The sequence below is a fragment of the Flavobacterium calami genome (assembly GCF_038290035.1).
Lineage (GTDB): Bacteria > Bacteroidota > Bacteroidia > Flavobacteriales > Flavobacteriaceae > Flavobacterium > Flavobacterium calami.
Genome location: NZ_JBBYHS010000016.1, coordinates 83819 through 104050 on the forward strand (window position 1 = coordinate 83819; position 20232 = coordinate 104050).

A 20232-nucleotide genomic window follows, 5' to 3' on the forward strand; every position below is an offset into this window, starting at 1 on the left:
AACTAAAACAAAATTATGAATAAAAATCATGATAAAGGCTTTCTATTGCCTAAAAAAATCATCAACCTTACTTTTATTTTATTTATGAGAGTATTCATTTTATCACTGTATTTAGGAATAACCAGTATTTATGCTCACAGTGTAGAAGCGCAAAATGAAATATCGGTAAAGGTACAGGGAGCCTCTCTGAAAACCCTTTTTACGACAATTCAGCAAAAAAGCGATTACGTCTTTTTTTATAATGATGATTTGCTAAATGCTTCTAAAAAAGTGAGTATAAATCAATACAGTACTGTTCCTGAAATCTTAAATACGGCTTTAGCTAATACAGGCTTGACTTATACCATTATAGACAAGCAGATTGTAATTAAAAAAAGTAAAATTAAAACTTTATCAAACGAACTGGAACCTTATGAAATTAAAGGAATAGTAACCGATAAAAAAGGAAATCGTTTAATTGGGGTAAATGTTTTATTGGTAGGTACTCAAATTTGGGATGTAACCCGCGAAAAAGGTGATTACAGAATTGAAGTAATTGCTACAGACTCTCTTAGATTTTCTTATTTAGGATATAAAACAAAAACACTGGCTGTTAAGGATAAAAAAGTGTTAAATGTAATATTGGAACCTCAGGTTGAATTATTGAAAGATTTAGTTGTTGTAGCTTCAAACGGATATACAGATTTACCTAAAGAAAGAGCTACGGGATCATTTGGAGTTATTGGAGCCAAAGAACTCGCTGAAGTTCCAACCGTAGATATTCAGTCAAGAATTGAAGGGAAGATGGCTGGTGTAAAAGTAGATCCAAGAACAGGTTCTATAACGGTGAGAGGAACGAATAACTACAGTGGTTCAGGTAATCCTTTAATTGTGGTTGATGGTTTTCCGCAGGCAGAAGCTTTTGCATTTAGTAAAAGAGGTGTGCCGGGATCATCTATTTTAAGTTATATGAATCCGGATGATGTAGAAAGTATCACGGTTTTAAAAGATGCAGCAGCAGCTGCAATTTGGGGATCTGCCGCTTCTAATGGTGTGATTGTGGTAGTCACTAAAAAAGGTAAAAGAGGTGAACCAGTAATCAGTTTCAATACTACTACTACTATTGGTGAGAAAATGGATTTAGGCAAACTTCGTATTATGAACACAGCTCAATATATTGATTATGAGAAAGATTTAGTAAGTGGCGGGTTTGTTGTAGATAATATTAATAATTCGATTAATTCAGGTTATGCAAAAAATCCAAGTGCAGCTCAGGAAATTATGTTCAGACAGCAAAGAGGTCAAATTTCCTTGTCAGAGCGAGATCAGTTATTAGATCAGTTATCACAAAACGATAATTTGGGGCAGATTAACAGATATTTGTTAAGAAATTCACTGACAACACAATATGATTTGTCTATTAATGGAGGAACAGATAAAAGCACATATTATTTTTCTTTAGGCTACAATAATGATCAGGCAGCTATGAGAAGTAACGATTCTCAGTCTTATAATCTGACACTTAATAATACGTTTCAGCTTAAGAGTTTTTTAAAATTAAATACGGGTGTAAACTACGTAAATTCAACTTTTCAGGTAAACAATACAGCAAATGAAGCATTATCTAATGTTTCGGATTTTGCTTTGCGTCCGTATGATATGATTACTGATGCAAACGGAAATGGTATTGACCGTTATATTATTTTCAGACCTGAAGTGGCTCAAAGCTACGAAGCAAAAGGATATTTGCCATGGACGTACAATTATTTAGATGAGTTAAACTATTCTAATGTAGTAACAAAAGGGAACAATATAAGATTGAATGCTAGTTTGACAGCTACAGCTACCAAATGGTTAAATTTTGAGGTTTCTGGTATGTATACTACAATAGGAAATAAAACCAATTCGCTAAGTGAATTAGACAGTTATTATACACGAAACATGATTAATCTGGCTACTTCTGTTAGTTCAGCTGGTAAATTAGTTTACGGAATACCGGTAGGATCATATTTGTATAATACTCTATCAAATAGTGAATCTGTAACCATGCGTTTCCAAACCAATATCAATAAAAGCTTTAATGAAAATAATAGCCTTCACTTTTTAGCCGGTGCTGAAACCAGAGACATAAAAGCAGAAGGATCCAGCCAAAGATATTATGGGTATGACTTAGATACAAATTCTTCCATAGCAATAAATCCAACAACCTATTACACGACTATTTATGGATGGCAAAGTATTATCGGTAGTTCCGATACCAGCATCAGTAAATCACACGTGAGGAATTTATCTTATTATGGATTAGGCTCTTATGATTTTATGAACAAATATCATATATCTGGAAGTGCACGTTTTGATGATGCCAATATAATTGGAGCTTCAAGAAGTGAGAGAGCAAAACCTTTTTGGTCTGTAGGAGGGAAATGGGATATTAACAAAGAATTTTTCTTAAGAAATGTTAACTGGCTAAATGACCTTGCATTGAGAGTTACTTATGGAGCAGGCGGAAGTACACCAACAGCAGGATTTGGTAGCACAAAACCTATTATAACGGTAGGATCAGTAGATTATAATACAAATTTACCAACTGCTTCTATTTCTATACCGCAAAATCCAGAAATTACATGGGAGAGAACAAAAACATTAAACTTTGGTTTAGATTATGGTCTCTTTAATAATCGTTTACGTGGTTCTTTTGAATTTTATAAAAAGAAATCAGATAATATTATAGCCAATGTACCATTTAATCCAACTTACGGATGGTCGTATCTGAATTATAATGCAGCTTCATTAAAAGGACATGGTATTGATGCTACTTTGTCCGGAGTAATAGTAAACTCAGGTTTTAAATGGAACAGCAGTATTAATTTTTCATACAATACAAATGAAGTAACAGATACTCGTTATAAAATGACCTCAACCAATCAGTATTTAGCTGGGGGAGCAATGCTTGGAGAATCAATAGGAACAATATATGCTTACAATTGGGCTGGTTTAGATGCTACAGGTCAGTCAACCGTTTATAAAAAAGATGGTACAATTGTGAATGCATCTCAGGGTATAACAAATATTGATAAAGACGATCTGAAAAAAATGGGAACTACATTTGCTCCTTATTTCGGAGGATTAATGAATGATTTTTCATATAAAAATTTCAGATTAGGCGTTCAGATTACGTATTATGCTGGTCACGTATTTAGAAACCCGGTTCTGCAAAACTATCCTTCTTATTCAGGAGTTCAGTACGGAGCAGTAGCTAAAGATGAATTGATAGCACAAAGATGGAGACAAGCTGGAGATGAAGCGAATACAAATGTACCAGGACTTACTAATATCAGTTACAACAGTTTAAACCGTTATCAAATGGCAGATATTAATGTGCTTCCTGCAGACAACATCAGATTACAGCAAATTTCATTAGGTTATAATGTTCCAAATAAATGGATAGAGAATACTTTTATTAAGTCATTGAGTTTCAATTTTGCGGCAAGAAACTTAGGTTTATTATGGGTTAAAAATGATCTAGGTATTGATCCTCAATACTTGTCAAATAATAACTATAATACACTTCCGCCTCAGCGTAATTATACTTTACAGTTTAATTGTACTTTTTAATTTTAAAAAATAAAGACTTATGAAATTTCTAAAATCCACATTATATATATTTCTACCGGTACTTTTATTAAACTCATGCCGAGATTATGTTGAAGTAGAACCGGTTGGAAACAACAGAGTTTTAAAATACACTTCTGACTACAGAGGGCTGGCAAATAATTACAACAATATAACAGCATCAGGAGGAATTTATCTTTTGGCTAATGCCGATGTAGAATTCCCAACCACTTACCAAAGTAGTGTTAGTACTATTTGGGGAAACAGCTACACCTGGAAGGAGACAATCTATGATGTCTCTCAAGGAGATAGTGACTGGATAAATTTGTATAAAGCGGTTTATTACAGTAATGTAATTCTTGACGGCGTAATGAGTAGCGAAAAAGGGACTGAGGCAGAAAAGAAAGAAATTTATGCCGAAGCTTTTGTGCACAGAGCTTTTGCTTATCTGCAATTAGTTAATACTTACGGGCCACAGTTTGATCCTGCGTCTGATAATTCAGAAAAAGCAGTTCCGTTGTTATTAAAACCATTATTGTATTCTTCACTAGAGAGAAATACAGTAGGAGAGGTTTACGATCAGATTATTTCTGATTTAAAAAATGCTTTAGCAAATGATATTCAGGATAATCCGAATTTCAATGTGCTTCCTTCTAAAAGAGCAGTTTATGCATTATTAGCGAGAACTTATTTATTGATGGGGCAATATGATTTGAGTCTTGAAAATGCACAAAAAGTATTAGCGATGCAAAATACCTTAATTGATTTAAAAGGATTAGCATCTGCTTATAGTTATCCGGTTTTAATTCAGAATCAAGAAGTTATATTTTCAAAAACGCTTTTACTTACCTATAATGGTGCACCATTGGCACAGGACTTATTAAACAGTTATAGCGTCGATGATCTTCGATATAATTATTATACAGCAGCGGGAACTAGTTTTTACCCTAGTTATACTGGAAGAGGATTTGGAATTTACACGTATAGCTACACAAACGGAATTAATATCGGAGTTTCGGTTCCTGAGATGTATCTGATTCTTGCTGAATGTTATGCACGTGCCGGAAATACGCAGAGTGCTATTGATAATCTGAATATTCTTAGAGCTAAAAGATATAAAACAGGAACGGTATATGCTGTATCTGCTTCTACAAGTAAAGAAGCTTTAGATTTAGTTTTATTAGAAAGACAAAAAGAGTTTATCGGTAGAGGATTCCGTTGGTTTGATCAGCGAAGATTGAATTTGGATCCGCTTTACCAAAAAACGTATACTAGAGTTTTTAAAGGAGAGACTTATACTCTTGAACCAAACAGTGATGGATATGTATTTCCAATTCACCAAAATTACATCGATTTAAACCCGGAATTGGGTAATTAAAAAACACAAAATGTTAAAAAAAACAATAAATATCAAATTGCTGGTATTGGTCTTTTGCGCCTTTACCTTACAGGTTACAAGTCAGGAAATAAAGTCAAGATTAACAGGTATGGTGGATATCCCCATACCTGGAATGACTTTCAGCATGACGTATGATCCAAAAGGCGGTCCACTTGAAAACGTTAAAGATATCAGCGGCTATGCTTATGTATTCAATGATTACAGATGGGAAATCGAAGACCTTAAAATGAAAAAAAATGGCGCTGTTTACAGCGCCGATTTTACAGTCCCAAAAAACTGTGCTTTCATGGCTTTCAAATTCTATGGCAATACCGAAAATGGATTAGTTACCGACACTAATCAAGATACGGGATATATGCTGGTTGCCTTTAAAGAGCCAAAAGTAAAAATGCCCGGAGCAGATCTCGCTTGGGCAACGTTTAGAAACAAAGACTTCAATGGTCAGTTTGGCGGTTATTTCAAAGATTTTTCTATTGAAGGAGATGCAACAGAATATTGGTTAAAGAAAGAAGTCGCAGATCATGGAGACCGTTTTCCAGAATTTTTTGATACTTATTTTAAAGTATTAAAAGTGCAGAAACCTGAAAAATTTCAGGAATTGGGAAAAAAGTTTTTAGCCGATTTTACAAAAAACATGAAGGGGCTTCCTGAAGAAGTATACACAAAAGTACATCACATTTATTTGTTCGATCTAAACAATAAAACAAAGGCGGACTCTCTTGAAGCAGTAATCGAAAAACAGTTTCCAAAAGGAAGCCATGTAAGATTCAAAGCCTATCAAAAAATCATGCCGATTGCCGATGCTGCAGAAAGAAACAAAGTGATAAATCAATTTCTAACCGATTTTCCATTCACTACAGATGTACCGGATTCTCAGAAATATTTCTACGATAACATTGTAAAAATGCAGTTTGGATATTATTTCGATACTAAAGATTACAAAAGCATTTTAGCTATGATTCCCACAATGAATTTTGCTAATTTAAATGATGCCTACCATCAGAATATTTCGAAAGCATTATACTTAAAAGCAGTTGATCCTGCCGTAATCGAAACTATGGCAGTGCCAATGATTCAGCAGATGCAGCAAAAAGTAAACGATATGTCTTACATGCAGGGACTTTACTGGTCGCCAAACCAGGCGACTGAGAATGCGAAAATGCAATTAAACGATGAGTTGGTAATTCAGATTCGTATGTACGATATTTTGAAAAAACACAAAGAAGTTTTAGAAACTTTTGAATTACTGCCTTTCGAAAAACGTTACGAAAAAGCAAGCATCAACGATATTCATATTAAAGCTTTAGAAACATTTAATAGACCAGTTATTGAAGTTTTGAAAAATGCGGCAAAAGCCAATACTTTATCAGAAGGTGCAACAGCTAAGCTGAAAGAATTGTATTTGAAAGAAGGCAAAAAAGAAGCTGATTTTCCCGCATATTTAGAGCAATTGAAAAAAGAAAATAAGCCGGAAGAAAAAATCGCTTTAATGGATCCAGTTCCTGCGCCCGCTATTAAAGTGCAGTCTGCAGACGAAAAAACAAAAGATTTGGCTTTAAACAGCGGTAAAATTATCGTTATCGATTTTTGGGCGACCTGGTGCGGGCCTTGTAAAAAGGCTTTTCCGGCAATGCAGCAATTAGTAAACAACTTTAAAGAAGACAAACAAGTAGAGATTAATTTTATCAGCACGCAGGAAACCAAAGAAGGCTACAAAAAAGAAGCTTTGGCGTATTTAAAAGAAAAAGGTTTAAAACTGGATACTTATTTTGATTTAGTTAAAAAAGATGGCGGAACCAATAATGAATCTTTTTCTAAATACGCTGCAATTTTTAAATCAAGCGGAATTCCAAGAAAAGTTGTGATCAAAGACGGAAAAATCCGTTTTACATCAGAAGGATATTCTGGAAATCCGGGACAATTAGTAGATGAACTTACAGAGGTTATCAATACTTTAAAGAACGAATAATTGCTTTTTGAAAATCAAAAAAAAATATGAAAAAAATAGTTTTACTATGCTCACTCGCTTTGGGTGTGCATAGTTTATCTGCACAGAAAAAAACGGTAGACGAATCGGCTTACCAATCCTGGCAGAGAATCAACAGCAAAGCTTTGTCATACAATGGAAAATGGATGTCCTACAGCACTGTTTTTCAGGATGAAGAAAAAGAAAATAACAAACAGATCATTATCCAGGAAGCTCCAAAAGGAAAACGTTTGGTATTGAACGATATTGACGATTTAAAATTCATAGGAAAAAAAGACTGGATTCAGTACAGTAAAAATGACAGCACTCTTCTGCAGAATTTAAAAACAGGAGTTAAAAAACTTTGGAAAACCAGCCATTATACAAGTCCGCTTGAAGGAACCGATTTCTTGTATTATACACGCCCGGAATCTCAAAAAGGAGAATTCCTTTTGCAGCGTTTGGTTTTTTATAATCTAGAAAGCAATGACAGTATTTCTGTAAACAACATTAAATCGTCTCGATTTTTAAAGAATAAATCGATTGTTTATGTTCAGATCGAAAAGGATCAGGTGTTTTTAAAACACGGAATTCCAGGCGGTAAACAAGAAACAGTTTATAACGGAAAAGCTTCTGACTTTGGTGATTTTCAATTAAATGACAAAGAAAACGGAGGTAGTTTCACTTTAAAAGGAAACAACAGTTCTGATTTCAACTTGGTTTATTATTTCAATTTGAATACCAATTCAACAAAAGTTTTATTCAACTATGATGAAATTACTTTAAACGATTCTGGTTTTTCGATTTCAAAAACAGCTTACAGTTTAAATGAAAATACACGTTTTATTTCGTTATTAGTGAATTCTAATAAACGACCTGAAAATACTCAGATTGCAAAATCTAATGTTGAAATCTGGAGATCGAATCAGGGAACTATGGAACGCAGACAGGAATTACTGAGAAGTTCAAAAACGCTTCCTAGCGAACAGAAATTCCTTTATGACATCCAAAATAAGAAAGTAATTAAAGTTGCTTCAACCGGCGAATTTGATCAGGTTTTAATTCCGGAATCCGGTAATTTTAAAGGTGCTTTTGCGATTGATAAAAAACCCTATGCGGTAGAAGTCGATTGGACTTTTAATGAACGTAACGATTTATATTGGATTGATGCCGAAACAGGAAAATCAACAAAAGTTCTAACTGGCGTTTTTGGAAATCCAACCTGGAATCCGCAGGGAAGTTTTGCTGTTTATTATGATGAAAAAGTAAAAGTTTGGACTGTTTTTGATCCCGCTTCTTTACAATTCAAAAACATTAGTTCACAAATTCCTTATCCGATTTCTAATGATAATGTAGACATGAAATCTTCCAATACAGCCTATGGAATTGCAGGTTGGTTAAACAATGGAAATACGGTGGTTTTATACGATCAGTTTGATTTGTGGGCAATTGATCTTACCAATCAAAAAGTCGCATATTCCATTACGAATGGTTTCGGAAGAAAAAATAGTATTGAACTGCGTTACAGCGAAAGCGGTTTTATAGGAGATTTAGACTCCAAAAAAGCAATTACATTTATTGGTTTTGATGTAATTACTAAATCTAAAGGAGTTTATAAATTAACCAATAATAGTTCTATTACAAAAGTATTTGCAAACTCTGATTATAATGTGCGAATTGAAACCGTTTCTGGTGACGATTCAAGTGTTTTATTTTCAAAAGAAAGTTATACCGTTTTTCCAGATTTATGGTGGGGAACTTCTAGTTTTGGCTCACAGACAAGAATTACAGATATCAATCCGCAGCAAAAAGAATATGCCTGGGGAACTTCAAAAGTGTTGACCTGGAAAAGCTTTAACGGAAAAGAAAATCTCGGAAATCTATATCTTCCAGATAATTACGATAGCAAAAAAACATATCCGGTAATTGTTCATTTTTATGAAAAACATACAGAAGATTTTAATGCATATCAATTGCCAGAAGTAAGCACTTCAAACATTAATATTCCGACTTATTTAAGCCAGGGATATATCGTTTTTCAGCCAGACGTGCATTATGTTTACGGCGATGTCGGCAACAGTGTTTACAATGATGTAATCAGCGGCGTTGAATATTTAATTTCAAAAGGTATTACCGAAAAAGGCAAAATTGGAATTCAAGGACACAGTTTTGGCGGTTACGAAACTTCTTTCTTAACTACAAAAACAGACCTTTTTACTTGTGCAATTGTAGGTTCTGGAGTAAGTAATTTTACTGCCAACTATCCTGTAATGCGCTCCAATGGAATTTCGACTATGTTTAAATACGAAGCCGATCAATACCGTATGGGAAGTTCTATGCATGACAACTTAGACGGATACATTAAAAATTCTCCTCTTTTTGCAGCAAAAAATATCAAAACTCCAATATTGATTTTCCACAATGACAATGACCGCGCGGTTCCTTATCAAGAAGGACAATCTTTGTTTTTTGCACTTCGTCGTTTAGGAAAACCAGCTTTGTTAATTAACTACAAAAAAGAAGGACACACTTTAGAAGATGCAGCCAACAGAAAAGATTGGACACTCAAAATGCAGCAGTATTTTGACTATTACTTAAAAGGTGCATCAAAACCAGACTGGATGTAATTTTATACTTAAAAAATTAGACACTGATTTTACTGATTCGCTATCGCGAAGACGCGGATTAAACGGATTTTATTTAAATATTTTATCTGTGTAAATCTGCGTTTTCGCAGGGCGAATCTGTTTAATCCGCGTTCCATTACAACTGTTTTTTGAAGATTTCAAATAAACAGCACAAACTTCTTATACCCATTTCAAACTAAAATTCAATCAAAAAAAAAGAACAATAACGATCAACAATGAAAGCAAAATTAATTTTAGCGCATTTCTTAATCTTGGGTTTAACTCAGGTTTCGGCGCAGTTTAAAACTACTTTTCCGCTGCCCAAAGAAGTGGCACACGGAACGCTTCCAAACGGAATGCAGTATTTCATCCTACACAACGAATGGCCGAAAGACAGAGCCGATTTTTATTTCGTTCAAAACGTTGGAGCTATTTTAGAAAATGACGATCAGGACGGATTGGCGCATTTTCTGGAGCACATGGCTTTTAACGGGACAGCACATTTTAAAGGAAAAGGAATTATCAATATGCTGGAAAAACAAGGTGTTTCTTTTGGAAAAGACATTAATGCTTACACCGCTTATGACGAAACGGTGTATAACATCAGTAATGTTCCTTCTGAAAACAAAACTTTATTAGATTCTTGTATGTATGTGCTGCACGACTGGTCAGGTTCCCTCCTGCTTGCAGACAACGAAATTGATGCCGAAAGAGGCGTAATTCGTGAAGAATGGCGCACCAGAAGAAATGCAGATTACAGAGCCGGAGAAAAAATAGACAAAGTAGTTTTTCAGGGTTCAAAATATGCCAAACGAAATGTAATCGGGGATTTGAATGTCATCAATAATTTCAAATATCAGGTTTTAAGAGATTATTATAAAAAATGGTATCAGCCGCAAAATCAGGCTGTCATTATTGTCGGGGATATCGACGTCGCTTTAATCGAAAAACGAGTAAAAGAGATTTTCAGTTCGATACCAAAACCAAAGAAAATCAACAAGAGAGAATACGAAAAAATTCCTGTTCAAAAGGAAAACCGATATGTTTTGGCTACGGATAAAGAATTACAGCGTTCCGGAATTTCACTTTCGTACACCAAATCGAAACCCATGGTTCAGGATCAGGTTGAAATGACCAAAAGCATGCAGGAAAACCTTGCAATGCAAATGATGAATACCCGTTTTAACGAATACATCATTAACAATGAAACAGCAGGGCTGGCATTCGGAATTTCAAATGATAATCTTTCGAGATTAGACAGTAAATTTTCAATGCATATTACTCCGAAAAAAGGGAAATTCATTGAAGCTTTTACCGAAGCCTACAGAGAATTTGAAAGAGCCATGCAAAACGGATTTACACAGCAGGAATTAGACCGTTTAAAAACTAAAATGCGTACCAGTCACGATAATCGTTTAGCAAATAAAGATAAAATTGGAAACGGTTATTGGGCAGAACAATTGCAATTGTATTTTTTAGAATCCAATCCGGTTTTTACAGTTGAAGGAGAACACGAATGGATCAATACGTTCCTGAACAATGTTACTTTGGCTCAGGTAAATACTGCTTTTAAAGCCTTAAACCCAAAAGATAATTTAGTATTATCGGTTTCTGCACCGGAAGATGCTGCAACAAAATTTCCTGAAGCAAATGACTATTGGAATGCAATGAAAACCATTTCAAACTCCAAATTAGAACCTTACAAAGAAGAAGAATTAACGGCTTCTTTAGTAAAAGAGCAATTGACCGAAAAAGCAATTGTAAAAACAGAAGATATCAAGCCATTCACTAATGCGAAAAAATATACTTTGGCAAATGGTGCAAAAGTTATCGTTTATCCGACCACTTTGAGCAAAGACCAGATTTTGTTTTCGGCTTACAGTGCCGGAGGAAATTCATTGGCTGACTGGCAAGATCTTCCGTCAGCTCAAATTGCATCTGCTGTGGCGGCGTATTCTGGCCTGGGCGATTATAAATTTACCGATCTGAAAAAGAAACTAACTGGAAAAACGGCTAATGTGAGTCCGTATATTGGTGGTTTGTACGAGGGTTTTAACGGAAGCAGTAACAAAGAATCGTTAACAACTTTATTACAGCTTACTTATTTGTATTTTCAGCATCCGAGGTTTGACAACAGTACTTTTGATAAAATAAAAGAGCAATATCAAAACAAACTGAATAATGCGCCAAACAGTAATGAAAAAGCCTTAAGCGATACGATTTCGGTTTTAAACACCAATTACAGCAAACGTAACTGGCTGTTAACTCAGGATTTCATCAATACTTTTGATTTAAACAAGGCTAAAAAATTCTATACTGAACGTTTCTCAAATGCAGGAGATTTCACTTTCTTCTTTGTCGGAAACGTTTCTGATCAGGATATCGCTTTAATCAATACGTATTTAGGAAATATTCCGTCTGCTCAGAAAACAGAAAATTATGTAGATCATAAAATTTCCATGAAAGACGGAAAGACTGAAAAAACAATTATCAGGACAATGGATACGCCAAAAACGACGGTTTATCTTCATTTAGAAAACAAAGATATGGTCTTCAATAAAAAGAATAGAATCTTAAGTTATATGTTATCTGAATGGTTGACAAAACGTTATTTAGAGACCATTCGCGAAGAAGAAGGCGGCAGTTACGGTGTTCAGGTTGGAACGGATTTATCGCAGTCTCCTACTCCATTATTCTCTATGGAAATCAACTTCGATTGTAATCCTGATAAAACAGATGCATTGGTGAAAATTGTACATGCAGAACTAGCAAGAGTACAAACCGAAAACATTCCTGCGAACATGCTGGAAGACATCAAACAATCTATCCTTAAAAACCATCAGGAGCAGATTAAACAGAACAATTACTGGATGAGTGTTCTGACTTCGTATGTTCGAGATAACGAAGAACCAACTGATAATGAAATCCTTAAAAACACTTTAAATAACATTACGGCAAAAGACCTAAAAGATTTCACGGTAAATGCTTTAAAGAAATCCAACAGCGTGCAGGTGCTGATGAAAGCAAAATAAGAGGCTTTTATAAACTGGTTCAGGTTTATGAACTTCTTATTGATTTTTTATTTTTTATTTTAATTAGTTTTTAAAGGCTGTCTATTCTGGACAGCCTTTATTATGAGTACAAACTGTCAATGACAAACATAACCTTTCTTTAACACAGTGATTTTGGCATTAAATTACCAAAACATTCCATATACAAAACCAACTTTCTATTAAGACTAAAAGGCCAATCCCGCCAAACGGCTATTCGTGACTGTTTTATCTTATCCAACCTACATTCTTTTTCCATTCTTCAACTTCCTGTTTTCTTTGTTCAAAGTTTATTGGTGGTGACTGATTTTCGTTTTTCGCTTGTTTTTTTATAATTTCTGTTTGTTCATCAAGTGTATTAAGTCCTAATGATTTTCTTCGTTCGTTTACTTTGGCTAAGTCATCAAAATGATTTGGACTTAGATTTCCATTTTCATCCCAATCAAATTGAGTTCCGTAAAGTTGTGGTTTGCCTTCAAAAACTGCTATTCGGTCAGTTAGATAAGCTAAACTTTTCAAGTCTGCTTTATTTTCTCTAACCGCTCTTTTTAATAGCTCTGCACTCTTTTTCATAAATTCAGGTTGTTCGATTGAGTGTTGTATTACCAACCAAGCTGCTTCGTTTGCTTCTTTACCAACTTTGTCTATTGTCGGATAACCAATTGAGTCAATTATGTCATTTAGAATTTTAGCGTTTTTGTTATGCAAGTCTTTCATTTCTTCGTTATATCCTTCGCTAATTTGTCCGCTTTCAATAAGTTTAATCCTTAATGTCAAGTCTGCATTTTTTAGATCAATGATTTTTTCAGCAATGCTTTTGTAGTCCATTTTGATGTTATTTTGTCCTTGCTAAACTGTTGCACTACAATAGCCACTAATGTCAGTCTGTGAAAAAAACTCTTCAAATTTAGAAAGTATTCGGAGAGCTACCGGAAAAAAATCTCAAATATGAGATTCTCAAGACGTTGATTTTAGTTTGTTCACAGACTGACGTTCTGGTGCTTGGTTGCGAACTTCGGAACTAATTATTTTCTGTTAAAGATAAAATTTCTTGCGAATTGTAAACGTCAATTTACTACAAAATTCGCAATATTGTCAAACGGCTTTTATTGGCAATATTTATTTTAATTAAAGTGCTTTTTCATGATTTTAGATCTGTTTTCTCTTTCGGTATTGATCATTTCAGTGATAAAGTCAGTCATTTTGTTTTCGTCTGTTTTAAGTTGACTAACTTGTAAATTTATATTCTGTGCTCCAACCATTTTATTGAGTTTTGCAGCCCATTTATATAACTTTTTCTTCATGACAAAAGACTTGTCAAGTTTGAGCGACACAAATTTTTGATTATGAATGTTTACTGGATAGGCTCTTTTAATTTGCTCCCATTTGAATTCGTCTTGCTTTGTGGTTCTATCCCAAATACCATTTTCGGTTATAATTATTTGTGGTCGTCTGTCAAAAGTTTGAAAAAGTCCAATTGGAATACCAAGCTCAAAAAAACAAGTGCAAATCCAGCCCATTATATAATCTGTTGTTCCAATTGGTTCTTTACTTATTGTAAAAATTCCAATTGCAATGAAAGGAATTGACATGGCAAAAATTTTCAGTCCTTTTAATGGTTTTTTATATAGTTTGACTTCTGTCATTTTTCAATTTTAATTTTCAACGGATTCTCTTGTAATATTGCCATTAACGTCAGTCTGTGAAAAACCTCTTCAAATTTAGAAAGTATTCGGAGAGCTACCAGAGAAGAATCTCAAATATAAGATTCTCAAGACGTTGATTTTAGTTTTTTCACAGACTGACGTTCTGGCACTACAGCGGGTTTGGGACTAAATTAAGTCCATTCTTCGGATTTGCCAAATCATCCAAATACAAAACCATCTTTCCATTAAGCCCAATTCCCAAATCCGTTGTAGTGGCTGTTGGCAGAAGTATTTTTAACTTGGCAGGTTGTGTTTATTTTTTCTTTTTATAATTAACCCATTTTATAGGTTCTTTAATTTTTATTTTGAATAGTTTATTTAGATCTGGTTTATGCAATCCTTCATCAAATGAATTTAGAATTGCATTATATGTTGCAACTTCATAAGCTATTGGTCTTGCATCGACTGGATGATGACTACTATCTATAATTTCAAATGTGAATTTCTTTAAATCGTTTCTTTCCTTTTCAACAAAGTCAAGAAATAGATTTGCAATCTTACTCACAAATATTCTATAATCAGAAGGCAATTTTTCTTCACCTATGTTCCAAATTATTTCTGAATTATTTTTAGCAGATTCGTATAATTTAAATTTTATATGCCCATAACGATCACTACCAGACCACTTTATACAAGTTCCTTCTCCAGTAAGTTCTAAATTTTCTTGATTTATTATATGCTTATCTAATTTTTCAAATAATTTGAAATAGTAATTTTTATTTATATCTTCATTTGAATTATCAACTTCTTTTGATGATTCATCAAAAATTTCTCTATTTGAAGTTTCTTCATTATTTTTTGAATTAAAGATTTTAAGAAAATCAAATATTTTCATTTGGAGTTATTTTTGGTTAATATTTCTGCCAACTAGTTTATATGCGAACCAAACATTCGCATATCTCCCTCCTTACAAGGTAGATTGGCGCTATTTCATTTCGTCTTATATTTTCTCAAAAATATAAAAAAAGTTAAGATTATTACTCTACAATCGAAGACGAGGATACAATTTTAAAATCTGCATATTGCCATGCCTTATTAAAAGCCATTTTAATTTTCAAGGCTTCTTTTTCTTTTTTCTGCTCCATTAATGAATTGTAAAGTCCAATGAGTGCCCAGCCGTTTTTGGGCCAGATTTGTAAATCTTTTAGGTAGATTTTTTCTGCTTCGTTATATTTTCCGGCTTTAAGTAATACAGCTCCTAAATAATGCCTTACCGAGAAAAACCAATCCGGTGGTTCGTTATAATTGAGCTCATCTTCAATTGAAATGGCTTCATTTAAGAGCAAGATTGCTTTGTTGAAATTATTTTTCTTTGAGGCAATACCTGCGGCAAGCACTTTTGAAGCAATATGAGCAAGATCTTCGGTAGTATTAATATCCCAAATCGTGAGTTCTTTTAAAATAATGTTTTTCGAAAGTTTATCGAGTGCGGCTAACTCCTTTTCAGCATTCAAGAGGTTGTTTTTCCCCAGGTATGCCATTCCTCTTGCGTAATGCCAGACCAGCTGTGGATAGATAAGGTCTTTGTCTGGTTTGGGTAGTGAAATAATAGTATCCCACATAGCGAATTTTACGGCAATATAATACGGAATCGTATAATAATGCTGTAAAGTACCCCAGCCGGGCTGACGCATAATTTCGGCTGAAGTATGCTCCTGAAGTCTTTTTGCTGTATTCCATGCTAATTTAGAATTTCCTTCTAAAGCTGCTGTTGCAGTTAAAAAATGATAATTATGCGGATAATACGCCAGAGGATAAGCTCCCTGAGCGTGGCATACAGTTGTATAAAGACTATCAACTTTTACAGCCTGAATATTAGAAAGTGATCCCTTATGATAATCGCCTGTACGAATGTAAATGTGCGAAGGCATGTGAACCAAATGTCCTGATCCCGGAACCAATGTTTGCAATATCTCAGCACTTTTCAAACCTTTTTCCGGAGTAGCTGAAGCCTCAATTGCATGTATATAAAAATGGTGGGCACCGGCATGTTTGGGGTTTTTAACCATCAACTCCTCTAAAATTTTCACTATTTCGGGAGTCCATTCTTTTGCTGTTCCGGTGCTTTTATCAAATAAGTCCCAGGGATGAAGATTCATTAATGATTCGGCATAAAGTGCTCCAATGTCAGGATCTGAGGGAAATTTGTTATACACTTTTTTCATCGCCGCAGCATACGCAATATCTAATGGTTTCCTGTCCGGAGGCGGATCTTTAGCATATCTGACCGTTAAGGCTTCTATTAATGCTTTTTCTTTTGGAGAACAATCTGCAATATGTTTTTTAGCTTTTTGTACCGCATCATAAGCCCGCTGAAAATTATCTTCTTCCATTCCGGCATTGTAATTTGGTCCTAAGACATAAGCAAAACCCCAATATGCCATAGCGCATTTGGGATCGAGACGAGAGGCTTCATAAAATGACCTTGCTGCTTCGGCATGATTAAAACCGTAAGCAAGCATCATTCCTTGATTAAAATACTGCTGCACTTCCTTATTACTTGCGGATATTTTGAAATAAACACCCTCTAATCCTTCCAGTTTTGGGGCTTTTTTATTCAGCGAGTACCAATCTTTGTCTGTTGTTTTTGGCGTATAACAGCCTTTTGGAGAGGTGATTTTTATTGATTTTGTTTCTGTATTTTTATTTTTACTACAGGCAAAAAGCAACAAAACAGCCAGAAGTACGTAATGTTTCATCTCAAAAATATTTGTAATTTATTAATCAGTGAAAGGCTCCGTAAAAAGAAGAAAACGTCTTTGTAATATTCAAACGCATTTATTCTATATAAAGTTACAAAAAAACATCACAACAAACTGTATTACAAATACATACAAAACAATTGACTATAAGTCTAAAAAAAAATGTGCGAAGTCATATAACATACGCACATTTTACAAAAACACTTTTCAGAAGAGTAGATTTATCTGTCCTGTTAATAAGTTTATCATTCGGAGATTGTACTTTCTATTGATAGTTCAACCGTATTGAAAATCCCCTCTACTCTTTCTGTAACCGGCCAATTGTGGATTGTATGGTTGTTAAAGTTGAAAGTCGGGGCAAATACTGCAGTCGTTTTATATTTTCCGGCAACCGGCATTTTTCTGACTGTTATATTTACATCCCCTTTTTCTCCCGGGAGAACGCCGTCAGTACCGCCAACAGGATTTGAAAGAATTGCGGTAATCGTATTGGCATCGCCTGTATAATCAAACGGGAACGTTTTGTTTTTATAACTTTCGACAGCCATCCCCCTAACCGGATGATTTCCCTGATTTGTCCATTTAACCACAGCAGGTAAAAACTGTGTCGCTGTGCCATCACCTGATTTTACATTGGGTGTAATAACAGGAAGCTGTTCAAACTTAACCGGATCTTTTACGTCCACAATTACATTATAAATTTTAGATTTAGTACCATTTGAATTTTCTGCCTGCAAATAGAACCTTTTCGGGTATTTAAAATCGACCTCCATGGTATTTGAGGTATAGAGCTTAAATTCGGTACCGGAGCTGTAATACAATTTGGCAGCATCAAAAGCTATTGTTGGAGTCAATTTAGAAAAATCGGTTCCTACAGGTACCAGTATATAAATGGCATTTTCAGAGTAGTTTTCGTACTCGATAATTTTGACGGCATTAATAGTTGACTCGAGAAAAGGATTTTTACTTTTCTCAAAACTGAAACCTGTAATTTTTGTATTGAGATTTACAGACCCTGCTTCTGCGACAACCTTTACATTATAATGAACACTTTTATTTTTATCAAAATTAGATGATATCGTGTACGTTACTGATCCTTTTGAAAAATCCTGCTGTTCACCAATAGCCGGAAAAATACTGTACTTATTGTTGTCTAAATTGAATTGTTTTAAACTCAGCATCAAACTCGTATGCGTACGCGGAATGGTGATTTCAATTTCGCCATATTTTTTTTCCTCTCCGTTTACGATTTCAGGATGTGTGATTTTGATATCCAGATAAGCAACCTCAGATAACGGAAAGCTTTTCAGCTGGGCATTTTCCAAATCCGGATTATTGGTAACCTCTTTTGAGTCATCTCCCTGACACGAGGTAATGAGAAATAAACTAATCAGCTGCAATGCTAAAAAAAATTTTACTGTTTGAGTCTTCATAATTCACTAACTTTAGTAGGTTTGTTAAAATTGCCCGCCTAATCGCAATAATGCTATTACGCCTTGTTTAAAACAAAAAAAAATAAACCGGCACCGATATACATTGACTTATGTTAAAAAATACATTTTTCTGTTACGTAACACCTACAACAAAATTAGTTTACTGTCAGATACATTCCATCATTACAAATGATGATATTTTATAATTGTACCACTAAAAACCAAAGCTTTTGAATAAATTTCATATCAAAAAAAGCTAAATCTTTCGATTTAGCTTTTTTTGATATTACTACCTCCAAACATGGAAGATAACATTTGTCTAAACGACCATGAAACGTTAAATTTTATTTTTCAAATTCAAGACTTGCTAAAATAAAAGGTCCGGTTCCTTTTCCGTCATTAGAACGGATGGCTTCATTAATGTAATATTCATAAGAACCATCTCGGTATGGTTTTCCGCCCAAACCTGCAACCGCACAGCATTTATTTAAATTAACAACACCGTTTGCCTCTACAGAAATAAGATTTTTGATAATCCCATCGTAACCTTTTTTGGCTGCTTTTTTATATGATTTAGGAAGATAGCCTTCGTTTACAGATTTTATCATTACGTAAACAAACATCGCAGAAGCCGTAGCTTCTGTATAATTGCCTTTCGCTCCGGCTTTATCCAGAACCTGATACCAAAGTCCGTTGTCTTTATCCTGAACTTTTATTACAGCATCGGTATATGATTTTATATAAGAAATTAATCTTGCCCTTCCCGGATGATCTTTTGGTAAAAAATCCAGTACATCTACCATAGCCATGCCGTACCACCCCATTGCTCTCCCCCAGAAATTAGGCGAAAGACCCGTTTTTTTGTCAGCCCAAGCCTGCTCTTTGCTCTCGTCCCATGCGTGATATAACAATCCCGTTTTTTTATCTAAAAGATTTTTTTGAACCTCATCAAATTGAAGCACTACATCATCATACGCTTTTTTTGCATCCTCGCCTTTTGTAAAATCATGTGTGTAATGTGCGTAGAATGGCATTCCCATATACAAGCCGTCAAGCCATACTTGATGAGGATATACTTTTTTATGCCAAAAAGACCCATCTTTGGTTCTCGGCTGTCCGTCAATCTGCAGACGAAGTGTCTGAAGTGCTTTTAGATACTTTTCTTTTTTCTCTTTTTCATAAAGATAAAGGAGCACATTGCCGCTGTTCAGCAGATCAATATTGTACTTTTCTAATTCGTAGGAAATAATAGTACCATCTTCATTAATCAGTTTTGCTCCAAAATCGCTGATGTAATCGTAATATTCTTTTTTACCAGTTTTGGTATATAATTTTTCTGAGGCATCCAGGACAATTGCGGCGGGGTAAGTCCATTTCGGACTTTTGCTAAAATCAAGCATCCATGACTCCGGAAATCGCTGCATTTCTGAAAGCATCATTCTTTCAGACCATTTTAAATTAGTTGGGACTACTTTTGCAGATTGCGAGTTTTCTTCTGAGGATTTTGAAACAGCTGTCTGGGCATTCCCCAAAAAAATTCCTGCACCTAAAGCAGCAAAGACAAGTACTTTTATTTTAATGAAATTCATTTATATATAATTTTAAAGTTGATTAAAACGTCTCCGTATGCCGAAATAATCATGCCAAATATATTCAAATAAAATAATGCCTTTCAAATTTTAAGAATGTAAACGAAGTGTTATTCATTAACTGTCACCCGAAAGTTTAACAAACCAATTATTCAGGCTCAAATCATCA

General features: G+C 34.4%; 11 protein-coding genes. 5 read left to right on the forward strand and 6 right to left on the reverse strand.

Features of this window, described 5'->3' with window-relative positions:
* The first annotated feature begins 15 nt into the window (after positions 1-15).
* The 5 genes from AAEO57_RS15550 (at position 16) to AAEO57_RS15570 (ending at position 12615) form a co-directional block, all read left to right on the forward strand.
* Positions 16-3594, forward strand: a complete 3579-nt coding sequence (locus AAEO57_RS15550) for a SusC/RagA family TonB-linked outer membrane protein (RefSeq protein ID WP_341693947.1) — start codon at positions 16-18, stop codon at positions 3592-3594.
* 19 nt (positions 3595-3613) lie between these two features.
* The gene (locus AAEO57_RS15555) at positions 3614-4969 is read left to right on the forward strand and encodes a RagB/SusD family nutrient uptake outer membrane protein (protein ID WP_341693948.1); all 1356 of its coding nucleotides are present in this window, start codon (positions 3614-3616) and stop codon (positions 4967-4969) included.
* Between the two features lie 10 nt (positions 4970-4979).
* Positions 4980-6959 carry a TlpA family protein disulfide reductase gene (locus tag AAEO57_RS15560; RefSeq protein ID WP_341693949.1) on the forward strand — a complete coding sequence of 660 codons (1980 nt, stop codon included), beginning with the start codon at positions 4980-4982 and terminating at the stop codon, positions 6957-6959.
* A gap of 26 nt (positions 6960-6985) precedes the next feature.
* A complete protein-coding gene (locus tag AAEO57_RS15565) occupies positions 6986-9583 on the forward strand; it encodes an alpha/beta hydrolase family protein (protein ID WP_341693950.1) in 2598 nt (865 codons plus the stop codon).
* A 236-nt stretch (positions 9584-9819) separates the two neighbouring features.
* The gene (locus tag AAEO57_RS15570; protein WP_341693951.1) at positions 9820-12615 is read left to right on the forward strand and encodes a M16 family metallopeptidase; all 2796 of its coding nucleotides are present in this window, start codon (positions 9820-9822) and stop codon (positions 12613-12615) included.
* A gap of 246 nt (positions 12616-12861) precedes the next feature.
* On the opposite strand, the gene AAEO57_RS15575 is transcribed toward AAEO57_RS15570, so the two are convergent.
* The 6 genes from AAEO57_RS15575 to AAEO57_RS15600 form a co-directional block, all read right to left on the reverse strand.
* Entirely contained in the window at positions 12862-13461 is a 600-nt protein-coding gene (locus tag AAEO57_RS15575) for a DUF6624 domain-containing protein (RefSeq protein ID WP_341693952.1), read from the reverse strand.
* A 296-nt stretch (positions 13462-13757) separates the two neighbouring features.
* Complete coding sequence (locus AAEO57_RS15580) at positions 13758-14279, reverse strand: STM3941 family protein (protein WP_341693953.1); 522 nt, start codon at positions 14277-14279, stop codon at positions 13758-13760.
* 313 nt (positions 14280-14592) lie between these two features.
* Positions 14593-15174: a hypothetical protein gene (locus tag AAEO57_RS15585; protein WP_341693954.1), complete on the reverse strand. Its 582-nt coding sequence runs from the start codon at positions 15172-15174 to the stop codon at positions 14593-14595.
* Between the two features lie 142 nt (positions 15175-15316).
* Positions 15317-17038: a tetratricopeptide repeat protein gene (locus tag AAEO57_RS15590; protein WP_341693955.1), complete on the reverse strand. Its 1722-nt coding sequence runs from the start codon at positions 17036-17038 to the stop codon at positions 15317-15319.
* 248 nt (positions 17039-17286) lie between these two features.
* Positions 17287-18474: a hypothetical protein gene (locus AAEO57_RS15595; protein WP_341693956.1), complete on the reverse strand. Its 1188-nt coding sequence runs from the start codon at positions 18472-18474 to the stop codon at positions 17287-17289.
* Between the two features lie 344 nt (positions 18475-18818).
* Positions 18819-20063, reverse strand: coding sequence for a glycoside hydrolase family 88/105 protein (locus AAEO57_RS15600; protein WP_341693957.1), 1245 nt, complete (start codon positions 20061-20063; stop codon positions 18819-18821).
* Positions 20064-20232 lie beyond the last annotated feature (169 nt).